The organism is Streptomyces sp. A01 (genome assembly GCF_059026195.1).
Genome location: NZ_JBWLKN010000016.1, coordinates 130,067 through 143,063 on the forward strand (window position 1 = coordinate 130,067; position 12,997 = coordinate 143,063).

General features: G+C 72.0%; 11 protein-coding genes. 9 read left to right on the forward strand and 2 right to left on the reverse strand.

Annotation, left to right across the window (positions count from 1 at the left end; genetic code table 11):
* Positions 1 to 27: 27 nt before the first annotated feature.
* The 6 genes from AC5P1B_RS22380 (at position 28) to AC5P1B_RS22405 (ending at position 9,183) form a co-directional block, all read left to right on the forward strand.
* Positions 28 to 285: a phosphopantetheine-binding protein gene (locus AC5P1B_RS22380; protein ID WP_493889136.1), complete on the forward strand. Its 258-nt coding sequence runs from the start codon at positions 28 to 30 to the stop codon at positions 283 to 285.
* Positions 272 to 4,957: an amino acid adenylation domain-containing protein gene (locus AC5P1B_RS22385; RefSeq protein ID WP_493889137.1), complete on the forward strand. Its 4,686-nt coding sequence runs from the start codon at positions 272 to 274 to the stop codon at positions 4,955 to 4,957. The genes AC5P1B_RS22380 and AC5P1B_RS22385 overlap by 14 nt, the downstream gene beginning before the upstream one ends.
* 72 nt (positions 4,958 to 5,029) lie before the next feature.
* Complete coding sequence (locus AC5P1B_RS22390; RefSeq protein ID WP_493889138.1) at positions 5,030 to 6,085, forward strand: ABC transporter substrate-binding protein; 1,056 nt, start codon at positions 5,030 to 5,032, stop codon at positions 6,083 to 6,085.
* The gene (locus tag AC5P1B_RS22395; RefSeq protein ID WP_493889140.1) at positions 6,082 to 7,119 is read left to right on the forward strand and encodes a FecCD family ABC transporter permease; all 1,038 of its coding nucleotides are present in this window, start codon (positions 6,082 to 6,084) and stop codon (positions 7,117 to 7,119) included. Before AC5P1B_RS22390 ends, AC5P1B_RS22395 begins: the two co-directional genes overlap by 4 nt.
* A 102-nt stretch (positions 7,120 to 7,221) precedes the next feature.
* On the forward strand, positions 7,222 to 8,046 hold the full coding sequence (locus AC5P1B_RS22400) for an ABC transporter ATP-binding protein (RefSeq protein ID WP_493889141.1): 825 nt from the start codon (positions 7,222 to 7,224) through the stop codon (positions 8,044 to 8,046).
* 285 nt (positions 8,047 to 8,331) lie between these two features.
* The gene (locus AC5P1B_RS22405) at positions 8,332 to 9,183 is read left to right on the forward strand and encodes a DJ-1/PfpI family protein (RefSeq protein WP_493889142.1); all 852 of its coding nucleotides are present in this window, start codon (positions 8,332 to 8,334) and stop codon (positions 9,181 to 9,183) included.
* Positions 9,184 to 9,373: 190 nt separating this feature from the next.
* On the opposite strand, the gene AC5P1B_RS22410 is transcribed toward AC5P1B_RS22405, so the two are convergent.
* Positions 9,374 to 9,787, reverse strand: a complete 414-nt coding sequence (locus AC5P1B_RS22410) for an organic hydroperoxide resistance protein (RefSeq protein ID WP_493889144.1) — start codon at positions 9,785 to 9,787, stop codon at positions 9,374 to 9,376.
* A 163-nt stretch (positions 9,788 to 9,950) separates the two neighbouring features.
* Here AC5P1B_RS22410 and AC5P1B_RS22415 point away from each other — a divergent pair, with 163 nt between their 5' ends.
* Positions 9,951 to 10,448, forward strand: coding sequence for a MarR family winged helix-turn-helix transcriptional regulator (locus AC5P1B_RS22415; RefSeq protein WP_493889146.1), 498 nt, complete (start codon positions 9,951 to 9,953; stop codon positions 10,446 to 10,448).
* A gap of 142 nt (positions 10,449 to 10,590) precedes the next feature.
* Here the strand turns inward: AC5P1B_RS22415 and AC5P1B_RS22420 are convergent, their stop codons facing one another.
* Positions 10,591 to 10,953, reverse strand: a complete 363-nt coding sequence (locus AC5P1B_RS22420; RefSeq protein WP_493889148.1) for an arsenate reductase family protein — start codon at positions 10,951 to 10,953, stop codon at positions 10,591 to 10,593.
* 120 nt (positions 10,954 to 11,073) lie between these two features.
* On the opposite strand from AC5P1B_RS22420, the gene AC5P1B_RS22425 reads away from it, so the two are divergent.
* Positions 11,074 to 11,361, forward strand: coding sequence for a hypothetical protein (locus AC5P1B_RS22425; RefSeq protein WP_493889149.1), 288 nt, complete (start codon positions 11,074 to 11,076; stop codon positions 11,359 to 11,361).
* Between the two features lie 409 nt (positions 11,362 to 11,770).
* A complete protein-coding gene (locus AC5P1B_RS22430; protein ID WP_493889150.1) occupies positions 11,771 to 12,640 on the forward strand; it encodes a HalD/BesD family halogenase in 870 nt (289 codons plus the stop codon).
* Positions 12,641 to 12,997: the final 357 nt, after the last annotated feature.

Here is a 12,997-nt window from a genome sequence, read left to right on the forward strand (position 1 = left end):
CGTACCCGCTACCCAAGAGAGAACGACATGTCTGAGCCCTTGACGCTGGCGGCCTTCCGCGCGGACCTCGCTGAGGTCCTGCACCAGCAACCCGATGAAGTAGATCTCACCGAGAACCCCCTCTACGCGGGCCTGGACTCGCTCCGCATCGTCACCCTCGCCGAGAAGTGGCGCGCCGCCGGTGCGGAGGTGAGCTTCGTGGAGCTCGCGGAGCGGACCTCGTTCGCCGACTGGTGGCAGCTCCTCTCGGACCGCCAGGCAGGGGCCGGACATGCCCAGGTCTGACGGCGCGGGGGAGCGCCACCCGCTGCTCGCCGCGCAGGAGGGCATCTGGACCGGCCAGCAGCTCGACCAGGAGAGCCCCGCCTTCAACACGGCCGAGTACGTGCGTATCAACGGCCCCGTGGACACGGGTGCGTTCGAGCGCGCGCTGCGGCACGTCGTGGCCGAGACCGAAGCGCTGAACGTCCGCTTCGTCGTCGTGGACGACCGGCCGTGGCAGCTCACCGTGCCCGCCACCGACTGGCAGCCGCACATCGCCGACCTCACCGGCGAGGCCGACCCGCAGGCGGCCGCCCTGGCGTGGATGGCGCGCGACATGGAACGCCCCAGGGACCTGGCGACCGAACCCGTCTTCGGGCACGCCCTGTTCCGCATCGCCCCCGAAACGTTCCTCTGGTACCACTACGTCCACCACATCGCGCTCGACGGCTTCGGGCTCTCCCTCGTCGCCCGCCGGGTGGCCGACGTCTACACCGCGCTGGTCGCGGGCACCGCCCCGGCCGCCAGCGGCTTCGGCACCCTCCAGTCGGTGCGCGACGAGGAACGCGCCTACCGTGAGTCGCCCCGGCACGCCAAGGACCGCGCGTACTGGAGCGACCGGTACGCGGACCGCCCCGCCGTGCCCAGCCTGGCCAGCAGCTCGGGGCTGCCCGCCCGGGACTACCTGCGGCGGATCACCGACCTCGACGCGGCGGAGGTCAGAGCGCTGCGCGCCGTCGCCACCGAGCTGTCCGTGACCTGGTCCGATGTCATCCTCGCCCTCACCGCGAGCTACATCCACCAGGTGAGCGGCTCCCCGGAGCCCGTTCTCAGCGTGCCCGTCATGGGCCGTCTCGGGTCGGTCTCGCTGCGTGTGCCGTGCATGGTGCGCAACGTGCTGCCGCTGCGCGTCCCGGTCGCCGGGCGGGACAGCCTGTCCGACCTCGCCCCCCGGGTCTCCGCCGAGCTCCGCGCGGGCCTGCCCCACCAGCGCTACCGCTACGAGCACATGCGGCGCGACCTGAAACTGGTGGGCGGCAAGCGGCGGCTGTCGGGGCCCGGCGTGAACATCATGCCGTTCGAGTACGACCTGCGGTTCGCCGGACACCCCAGCAGCGTGCACAACGTGTCCGCCGGTCCCGTGGACGACCTGTCGGTCAACGTCTACGACCGCGCGGAGGGCGCGGGCCTGCGGATCGCCATGGACGCCAACCCCGACCTGTACGACGCGACCGCCCTGGAGACCCACCAGCGGGAACTGCTGGCACTGCTGCGGCACGCCATCGCCCACCCCACCGCGCCCCTGGGCGACGGCGACGCACGACAGGTCGGGCCGCGGACGTCCACCGGCGAATCCGCCGGACAGCCGCTTCAGGCGCACGGCCGGGACGTGATACTCGACGGCGGTCCGCTCAGCCGACCGGCCCGCCCCGTGCTCGACCACATCACCGCCATCGCCGCACGCGACGGCGACACCATCGCCGTCGAGCACGGCGGCGAACGCCTCAGCTACGCCGGACTCGACGCCTCCGCCCGCCGCGTCGCCCACCTCCTCGCCGGGCGCGAGCTCGGCCCCGGCTCCCTGGTGGCCGTCGCCCTCCCGCGCGGCATCGGCGCCGTCACCGCCATCCTCGGCGTCCTGTACGCGGGCGCCGCCTACTGCCCGATCGACCCGAACGCGCCCGCCTCCCGCACCACCACGCTGCTGGCGGACGCCGAACCCGCCGTGATCCTCACCACGGACGCGTACGCCGGGAAGCTGCCGCGCGACACCGGCGGCGTGCCGGTGGTGCTGCTCGACGACGCGGGGCAGACGGCCGCCGGGACGGCCCCGGAGCCCCTGCCGGCCCCGGCGACCGGCGCCGGCCAACTGGCGTACGTCATCTACACCTCGGGCTCCACCGGCACGCCCAAGGGCGTGGAGATCAGCCACGGCGCGCTGGCGCACTTCGTCACCGGCGCCACCGAGCGCTACGGTCTGGGCGCCGAGGACCGCGTCCTGCAGTTCGCCCCGCTGCACTTCGACGCCAGCGTCGAGGAGATCTTCCTGACCCTGTGCACCGGCGCGACCCTCGTCATCCGCACCGACGAGATGACCGAGTCCGTCCCCGCCCTCACCGAAGCCTGCGAGCGCCTGCGGATCAGCGTTCTCGACCTGCCCACCGCCTACTGGCACGAGCTGGCGTACGCCCTCTCCACGGGGGCCGCCGCGCTGCCCTCCACGGTGCGCACCGTCATCATCGGCGGCGAGGCCGCCGTCGCCGAGCGCGTGGACCGGTGGCGGAAGGCCGTCGGCACCTCGGTGCGGCTGTTCAACACTTACGGCCCGACCGAGGCCACCGTCGTCGCCACCGTCGCCGACCTGCACGACCCTGCCCTGGCCGCCGGTGACGTGCCCATCGGGCGCCCGCTGCCCGGCACCCGCGCGGTCCTCGTCACCCCCCGGTCAGAGCCCGGTGACGCCGCGGACGCGGAACCCGACACCGGGGACGTGGTCGGCGAGCTGTACCTCGTCGGCGACGCGCTGGCCGCCGGCTACCGGGGTGACCGGGTGGCCGACGGCGACCGGTTCGCCGCCCTCACCCTGCTGCCCGGCCAGCCGCGCGCGTACCGCACGGGCGACCTCGTACGGCTCGGTGACGACGGGCAGTTGCGGTTCGTCGGCCGGGTCGACGGCGAGTTCAAGATCAGCGGACACCGCGTCCACCCCACGGAGGTGGAGACGGCGCTGCTGCGGCAGCCCGGCGTCCGGGAGGCCGCCGTCGTCGGGCAGGTGCTGCCCGACGGCACCCGGCGGCTCGCCGCCCACCTCGTCACCGAGCAGCCCGCGCCCGACGCGGCCGAGGTACGGGAGCGGCTGCGGGCGGTGCTGCCCGCCGCGATGGTGCCGTCCGCGATCGAGTTCCGCGACCGGCTGCCGCGTACCGGCTCCGGAAAGATCGACCGCAAGGCGCTCACCGGGCCCGCCGCTTCCGCCGCTTCCGCCGCTTCCGCCGCTTCCGCCGCTTCCGCTGCTTCCGCTGCTTCCGCGGCGTCCCCGGATTCCCCGGATCGGGAACAGGGCGGCGCGAGCGACAGCGCGGGGGAGGCCGGTGACAGCCCGCTGGAACGGGCCATCGCCGGTGTCTGGGAGCAGATCCTGGGCGCCGAACGGATCTCCCCGCAGGACGACTTCTTCGACCTCGGCGCCCAGTCGCTCCAGGCGATCCAGGTCGCCAACCGGCTCGGCGTGGAACTGGCCCGCGAGGTGCGGGTCGCCTGGCTCTTCCAGTACCCGACAGCCGCCGAACTCGCGGCCTTCCTCGACGGCCGGACCCAGAGCGAGACCGCGGGCGGTGCGACGGCCCCCGCGACGGGAGCCGCAGCCGGGGCCGGTGACAGCCAGGACGCCGCACGGAGCACGGGGCCCGGCACCGGTCTCCCCGAGGCCATGGCCACCGACGCCGTGCTCGACGCCGACATCGTCCCCGGCGCCGCGGCCCGTGCGCGGGACACCTCCGCCGCACCGCGCCGGGTCCTGCTCACCGGGGCCACCGGCTTCGTCGGCGCCCAGCTGCTGGCCGAACTCCTGGCCACCACCGACGCAGAGGTCGTCTGCCTGGTCCGCGCGCGGACCCCTGAGGAGGGCACAGGCCGTATCCGGCAGGCACTCGCCGACCAGCAGCTCACGGTCGCCGGAGCCGAGCACCGGATCATCGCCGAGCCCGCCGACCTCGCCCGGCCCCACCTGGGCCTGACCCAGGGCCGCTTCGCGGAACTCGCCGAGACCTGCGACGCGGTCTTCCACAACGCCGCCACCGTCAGCATCATGCGCGAGTACGCCAGCCTGCGGGGCGCCAACGCCGAGTCCACCCGGCAGCTGCTGCGCATGGCAGCCGCCCGGAGCGTCCCCTTCCACCTGGTCTCCACGCTGTCCGTGGCCCCGCCACGCAGCCAGCGCCCCGAGGTGCCCGAGGCGTTCCTGCCGCCGCACCCCGGCCTCGTCTACGGCTACCAGCAGAGCAAGTGGGTCTCGGAACGGCTGGTCGAGCAGGCCGCCGAGCGCGGCCTTCCCGTCACCCTGCACCGCCTCGGCCGGGTCGTCGGCGCCCCGGAGACCGGCTACGTGAACGAGCGGGACTTCGTGTGGAGCGTGCTCCGCGCGGGCATCCCGGCGGGCATCGTGCCCGACCTCTTCGAGGCCGAGGTCTGGACGCCGGTGGACTACGTGGCGCGAGCCGTCGTACGGCTGTCGCTGTCCGGCGGCCGGACCGGCGGACCGGTGTTCAACCACGCGCCCATCGAGCAGGTCCGGCTGGCCGATGTGTACGAGTGGGTACGGGCGTACGGCTATCCCGTACGCCGGATGCCGCTCGCCCAGTGGCGGGCCGAACTGCCCAGGGCCGCCGACGTGGCCGCGACGACGCTGGCGTTCTTCGACTCGTTCGACGGCGACGGCGCCGGCAACGGCGACCGCGCTCCCGTCGGCGGAGTGAGCACCGGCAGTGAGGCCGGCGATCCCGGGTCGGCCGAACCCGAGCTGGGGCTCGGTCACATCCGGGCGGACAACGTGCTGCGCGGACTGGACGGCAGCGGGATCTCCTGCCCGCCGATCGACCGGTCACTGGTGTTCAGGTACCTCGACCACTGCGTCAAAACCGGAACGCTGCCGCGCCCCACCGGCGACGACCGGCCAGGCCCGATCACGGCCGGTTAGCCGCTTGCGGGAACTCGGGCGGGCTTCGCCACGACTACTGAGGCGGAGCCCGCCCCATCACGAGGAGCCCGCATGACAAAGAATCGGCCCGCCATCGCGGTGCTGGCCGGAGCGCTCTGCCTCACCCTGGCGGCCTGCGGCGGATCATCGTCCACGGCCACCGACTCCGAGGTGAAGGGCGAGCGCTCCGGCGTCGGCTATCCCGTCACCCTCAAGAACTGCGGGCGGAGCACCATGTACGAGAAGGCCCCCAGCCGCGTCGTCGTCATGAACGGCGCCTCGGTCGCCGAGGTCTCCGCGATGCTCGCCCTCGGTCTCGGTGACCGTATCGTCGCCAACCAGCAGAAGTACGGCAGATCCGAGGTCAAGGGCCGGGCCGAGGCCATTGAGAAGCTCCCCGACGGCGGCGTCAAGGCCAACGACGCGTTCGACATCCCCCGCGAGGCGATGCTGGGCCTGCGCCCCGACCTCGTGCTGTCCACCACGTCCTACGGCTTCTCCTCCGGCAACGGCTTCGCCACCCGCGACGATCTGGGCTCGGTGGCGGCCAACACGTACGTCTCACCCCAGGGCTGCGACCAGGACACCTCAAAGATGACCATCGACGACAGCTACCGGCTGCTGCGCGACCTCGGAAAGATCTTCCAGGTCAGCGACCGCGCCGAGAAGCTGATCGCCGACTCCAAGCGGCAGATCGCCAAGGTCAGCGCGCAGGTCAGCGCGCAGGTCAAGGGCAAGAAGCGACCCCGGGTGATGGTGGTCTTCTCCAACATGTCGATGGGCGGCAACGACTTCAGCTCGATCGCCGCCAACGGCATCTGGAACGACATCCTCGACAAGGCGGGCGGCACCAACGCCTTCGCCTCGGCCACGGACAACGCCTTCGCCGACCTCAGCAAGGAGAAGGTCGCCGCCGAGCCCGTCGACGCGCTGGTGGTGATCGGCTACCAGGACAAGAACCCGGCGGCCTACGCCCGCAAGCTGATCAAGGAGTTCCCACAGTGGCCGGCCGCCAAGAACAACCGGTACGTCGTGCTGTCCGACTCGGTCTACCTCGGACCGAGCAACGACCTGGCGGTCGACAAGATCGCCAAGACGCTGCACCCGGACGCGTTCAAGGGCCGGTGACCCCCCGCGCGTCCAAGGTCCCGGCCGGTGCCGTCCTCGTGGGCCTGATCGCGCTGCTCGCCCTCATCATGATGGTGGCCGTCAGTATCGGGTCGGTCACCATCCCCCTGGCCGACGTGTGGAGCATCGTCTTCCACCACCTCACCGGCGCGGGCGCCTCCGACGATCCCGCCCTCGACCAGATCGTGTGGAACTTCCGCACCCCCCGCGTCGTCCTGGCGGCCCTCGTCGGCGCCGGACTGGCCGTCTCCGGAGTGGTCCTGCAAGCGGTGGTCGCCAACCCGCTCGCCGACCCGTACGTCCTCGGCGTCTCCTCCGGGGCCTCACTCGGCGCCGTCATGGTCATCACCATGGCCAGCGGCGCGCTCGGCGGACTCGGCGTGTCGGCGGCGGCCTTCGCCGGTGCGATGCTCGCGGTGGGCCTCGTCTTCCTCCTCGGCCAGACCAGAGGACGCCTCGCCCCCACGAGACTCGTGCTCTCCGGCGTCGCCGTCGGCTACCTCTTCCTGGCCGGCACCAGCTATCTGCAACTCCGGGCGACCCCCACGGAGCTGCGCTCCGTGATGTTCTGGATGCTCGGCAGCGTCGCCGGCGCCAAGTGGGACCAACTGCCCCTCGTCAGCACCGTCGTCATCGCGTCCACGATGTTCCTGGCTTTGTTCGGCCGCCAGCTCAACGCGCTGCTCGCCGGAGACGAATCCGCCACCGCGCTCGGCGTGAACGTGCACCGGCTGCGCGCCGGACTGCTCGTCCTCTCCTCGCTGCTGACCGGCACCGTCATCGCCGTCGCCGGGGGCATCGGCTTCGTCGGCCTGATGATCCCGCACCTCGTACGCCTCGCCGTCGGCGCCGACCACCGCAGACTGCTCCCCCTGGCCGCCGTCGTCGGGGCCATCTACCTGGTCGTTGTCGACCTGCTGTCCCGCACCGTGAACCGGCCCAACGAACTGCCGCTCGGCATCCTGACCGCCCTGTTCGGGGCACCGTTCTTCCTCTGGCTGCTGCGGCGTAACAAGAGCCTGGACACCGGATGAGGAGCGTGAGGAACGCATGAGCGACCCGCACCCGGACCGCACCCGCAGACCCTTGAGACCTGGCCATGGACACCGCATGACGGCTGAGGACTGGGACACCGTATGAAACTCACCGTGGACGGGCTCCACGTCACCCTCGACCACCAGCCGATCCTGCGCGAGGTGAGCCTGGACGCCCAGAAAGGCGACATCGTCGGGCTCATCGGGCCCAACGGCAGCGGCAAGTCCACCCTGCTGCGCACCGTCTACCGATCGCTGCGCCCCGAGCGCGGCACGGTGTGTGTCGACGGCGACGACGTGTGGAAACTGCCCACGCGCGCCGCCGCCCGCCGCACCGCGGCGGTCCTCCAGGACAGCACCAGCAACGCGACGGGCCTGAGCGTCAAGGAGATCGTCGCCCTCGGTCGCACCCCCCACCACGGCCTCCTCGGCCGCGACGGCATAGAGGACCACCAGGCCGTCGAGGAAGCGCTCGACGCCTGCGGCGTGCGCTCACTGGGGGAGCGCGACTTCACCTCCTTGTCCGGCGGCGAACGCCAACGCGTCCTGCTCGCCCGCGCACTGGCACAGCGCCCGAAACTTCTCGTCCTCGACGAGCTGACCAACCACCTCGACATCCGAGCCCGCTTCGAACTCCTCGACCTCATCCGCTCCACCGGCACCACCACCCTCGCCGTCCTGCACGATCTCGACCTCGCCGCCCGGCTCTGCGACCACCTCGTCGTCCTGAACGAAGGTGTCGTGGCGGCGGCGGGCCCCGTCCTCGACGTCCTGACCTCCCAGACCCTCCACGACGTCTTCGGCGTGCTGGCCACCGCCGACCGGCACGCCGACGGCGTCATCCGCATCACCTACGACGCGGCCCCGCTGGCCCTGAACCGGGCGACGGAAGCCGCCGACCGGGCGCCGGAAGCCGCCCTGGGCTGAGCGGCCCGGTCGGCCGGTCGGCTGGCTGCCGGGCGGGGCGCCGCCTGCCTGGCTGTGCGGGCTACGCGACGGCCTGCGCGACCGTTCGCGTGCGGCTGCCTGCACGCGGCTGCCTGCACGAGTGCCCGTGCGACCGCGTTCGTGCTCGTGCTCGGTCGCTGTCGCTGTCGGCTGTACGGCGTGGCCGCTGGCGGTGCGTGGCCGCTGACCGTCCCGCCGGGCGCCGGCAGGGCCGGACGGGCGGTGCGGCCCGGTGGGAGGTGCGGAACGGGCGCGCGCCCGCGCGTGCCTCGGCCTGCCCTGCCCAGCCAGCCGCCCCAGCTCTCCGTCCAGCTCCCTGCCCAGCTCACTGTCCAACTCTCCGCCCTGCCCCGCACGGTGCCGCCCGTGCGCGCGGGTCGGCTTGCCCCGCCCTTCTACCCCGCCGACCGCCGCCCGCGCCCGGCTCCCGTCGCCGTACGCGACCATCGCCATCCCCCCACCCCCAACGTCCGCGATCCGCCCGAAAGCTGGTCACCGCACCTCATGAACACTCCACTGACCGTTGGTGTCCTCCTCTTCACCGACGCCGAGGAACTCGATGTCGTCGGCCCCTGGGAAGTCCTCGCCTACTGGGCCGCCCACGTCGCCGAAACCCCCGTCCAGGTGCTGGCCATCGGGGACGAGCCCGGCATCGTCCGATGCGCGAAGGGCCTTGGCCTGGCGGTCGACCACGGCGTGGCGACAGCTCCGCCACTCGACCTGCTGGTGCATCCCGGGGGAGACGGCACGGAACGCCTCCAGCGGGATGAACGGCACCTGGCGTGGCTCAGGGAGCTGCGCGGCGGCGGAACCGTCCTCGCGAGCGTCTGCACCGGCTCGCTGGTGTTCGCGGCCGCCGGGCTGCTGGCCGGGCGGCCCGCCACCACGCACTGGGACTTCATCGAGGATTTCGCCGGGATCGACGCGTCGGTGGAGGTGCGCCCCGACGAGCGCTATGTCGACACCGGGGGCGTCATCACCAGCGCGGGTGTGTCGGCTGGGATCGACATGGCACTGCATCTGGTCGGCCGCTTCGACAGCCAGACGGCGGCCGCGGCGGTGCGTCGCGGAATCCAGTACGACGGGCCGGGCCTTCAGCGGGCACTCGCGCTCTGAGGCGCGACGGCCGCCCCGAGCCCGGGACGGCCGTCCAGCCGAGACGCGCCCGTGCCGCAGCGCACCTCACCACCTCACCCCCACCCCACCCACCGCACTCACTCCGCTCACTCAACTTCCACAGACCCAACTCACACCCCACCACTCACCTAACTAACCCAACTCACCCAACTCACCCAACTCACCCAACTCACTCCACGACGATCTCGACGGGAAGGTTGCCCTTGGTGGCCTTGGAGTAGGGGCATACCGCGTGCGCCTGCTCGATCAGCTGCTCACCGGTGGTGCCCACCAGCTGCTCCGGCAGCTCCACCCGCAGGGTCACCGCCAGCTCGAAGCCGCCGGCCGCGTCGGGGCCGATGCTGACCTCGGCGGTCACCGACACATCCTTGGTGTCGACCTTCGCCTGCCGTCCGACCAGGCCGAGCGCGCTGGAGAAGCACGCCGCGTACCCGGCCGCGAACAGCTGCTCCGGGTTGGTGCCCTTGCCGTTACCGCCCAGCGCGGGCGGCATCGACAGCGGCAGGTCCAGCTGCCCATCGGAGCTGACAGCGCGGCCCTCGCGTCCATTGGCCGTGGCAACCGCCGTGTAGAGCGCACTCATGGCAACCATTCCTCTCCTCGGGCCGCGCCCGCAGACGAGCCCGTCCGTCCGGCCGACAGCCATGCCGACCCAGGGTCGGTGCGGCGGACCAGCCGCCGCACCCTCACAGCCATGAGTACAGCACACAATTAAATTGTGCACAATCTAAAGGTACGCTGTGGATATGCCGCAGAGTCATCCAGCACCGGTCCCCGAGGACTACCTCCGCCTCGACCAGCAGATCTGCTTCGCCTTGCACGCTGCTTCCCGCGCTTTCGGCGGCTTGTACCGCACCGCCCTACGCGACCTGGGGCTGACATATCCCCAGTACCTCGTGATGCTCGTGCTCTGGGAGAACGGCGAAATGCCGGTGAAGCGGATCGGCCAGCACCTGCGGCTGGACTCCGGCACGCTGTCGCCGCTGCTGAAGCGGCTGGAGGCGAGCGGCCTCGTACGCCGCGAACGCAGCCCCGAGGACGAACGCTCGGTCACGGTCCACCTCACCCCGAGCGGCACCGCGCTGCGCGAACGCGCCCAGGACGTCCCACGCCAGATCGCGGGAGCCACGGGCCTGGGCCTCGCCGACCTCACGGAGCTGCGCGGCCGCCTCCACGACCTCACCGAGGCACTGGACGCCGCCGCGCTGGACGCTCCGGACTGCGGATCGCAGGACCCGGCCTAGGCGACCGGGCCGGGCCCTGCCCCGACGTCGGCACCGGCGAACACGAGCAGGGGCGCGACCGCCGGCCCCAGCCTCAGCGAGCACGAGCCTCAGCGCGGGCGCGGACCCCCACCCCAGCCCGCGCACCCCCCTCAGTCGTGGGTCACTTCCGTGCCATCGCGTCCCGCACGGCCTCCTCCGTACGGGCCACCACGGCCGTCCCGTCGTCGGCCGTGATGATCGGCCGCTGGATCAGCTTCGGATGCGCCGCGAGCGCCGCGATCCAACGGCCGCGCGCGCTCTCATCGCGCGGCCAGTCCCGCAGCCCGAGGTCCTTCGCGGCGGTCTCCTGGGTGCGCGTGATGTCCCAGGGTTCGAGTCCGAGCCGGTCGAGCACGGCGCTGATCTCGGCCTCGCTCGGTACGTCGTCGAGATAGCGGCGAACGGTGTAACCGGCGCCCTCCGCGTCGAGCAAGGTCATGGCGCTGCGGCACTTCGAACACGCGGGATTGATCCAGATCTCCATGGCGCACACGGTACCTCGCGAACCCCTCAAACCCCTTCTGGCCTGGGCCGATTGTCAGTGGTGGGTCGTAGAATGGAGGCAGTAAGAGAGAGGGTTCCCGACCGCCTCAGGAGGACGCCGATGGCCGTTGCCGCAACACCTCTTCCGTACATGCCGGACCTGCCGAGCTTCCCGACGCTGCCGAAGAAGCGCGTGCCTGCCGGGCACCCACGCGAGTGGTACGAGACCCACCACCGCCGCCTGAAGGCCATGCGCCTCGCCATCGCCCTGCTCAACTCGGGTGTGTATCGCCCCGAGCAGGCGTCCAACCGCAAGATACGGAACACAGCGGGCCGGATCGGCGTGCATCCGCCCTCCGACACGACCTGCCACATGGTCCGTTCCCTCATCCACTTCGACGACCACTGATTCCGGCGCCCCGCCGTGCCGTTCGCGGCGCGGCGGGGTGTGTCCGACCGCCGAGCGCCGCCCGCACAGGGCGGCGCTCGGCGCTCCGGGGCCCCCGATCGTCGGCGGGGCGGCCAGGCCGCCAGCGACCCGGCGACTACCGACAGCGGCCCCGGAGAGCCGCTTCGCACCGAATCCATGGCCCAGCGTGCCGCGCACGGCGGGGAGTGTGACGTGTCACAGACAAGCTTCCAGCGTTAGCCGCCCACAAGTGCGTTACTCGCCAGTAGAGTTGCGGACCACCCGAGGGCGGACTCGGACGGCACCGTGGCGTCGCGCCGGTCGTCCTGGCCGGGCGCCGGACGCGTAATCGCGTGTCCGCGTGGGCAGTTCGGCTCGGGACGGTCGGCCCGTACGTGGAGAGGATCGAATGAGCACTCTGGAAGCCATGACGCTCGACCAGGTGGTCGACACGGCTCGGTATCCCCTGTCGGAACTGGAGAGCGCCGAGGGGCAGGCCGTGGTCTCCCGTGCCCGGCGCGAACTGCTGTCGCTCGGCTGCACCGTACTGCCGGACTTCGTCCGTCCGTCGTTGCGCGATGCCCTGCGGGAGGAGTGCTCGGCCATCGCCCCCCGGGCGCACTTCGACGTCGAAACGGTCAACGTCTACAACATCGCGGTGGACTCGGCACTCCCGGAGAGCCACCCCGGCCGGACGGTCTTCGAACGGGGCAACGCGTTCGTCGCCCGCGACCTCATCCCCGCGAACGCCTTGATCAGCCAGCTCTACTCCCACCCGGCCTTCCAGCGCTTCATCGCCCACTGCTTCGAACTGCCGCAGCTGTACGAGCTGGCCGACCCGCTCTCCGGGCTGGTCCTCAACGTCGTGGAGCCAGGCAAGGAGCATCCCTGGCATTTCGACACCAACGAGTACACGGTGAGCATGCTGACTCAGGAGGCGCGGTCCGGCGGCGACTTCGAGTACTGCCCGAACCTCAGGTCCGCGGACCACGAGAACTTCGATGCCGTACGCGACGTACTGGAGGGCAACGGCCGAGACCTGGCGCGGCGCCTGCCCCTGCGGCCGGGCGATCTCCAGCTGTTCAAGGGCCGCTACTCGCTGCACCGCGTGAGCCCCGTGCGGGGCGACGCCGCACGCCACTCGGCGATCTTCGCCTACAGCGAGCGCCCCGGCGTCATCGGGAGCGTGGCGCGGACCAGGCAGCTCTTCGGCCGCGTACTGCCCGAGCACACGGCGGCCGAGGGCCGGGCGGTGCGCGGCGACCAGCTGCTGGACTGACAGCCGACGAAGGCCGCGTGGTCACCGCGACCGCTCTCCGTACGGATCTCCGTACGGACGTACGCGTGCGCACACGCGCGTGCTCCGCGACCGACGCGGCGCGCCAGGCGTCCGGCGCCCGGCATCCCGCGTCGGGCATCCCGCGTCCGGATGATGCCGGTCGCCGGGGTGGCTGCCGAGCGCCCGGAGACGAAAGGCTGGAGCCCCGCGTACAACTCCCGCTCACCCAACTCGCCCTCACACAGCCGCACATCACCTCCGCCACCCGCCACCCGCCGTCCGTGGCTTGGCGGTCCGCCGCCCGCAGCCCACGACGAGCCCCATCGACCACTTGATCCACGACTCCCACGATTGCCA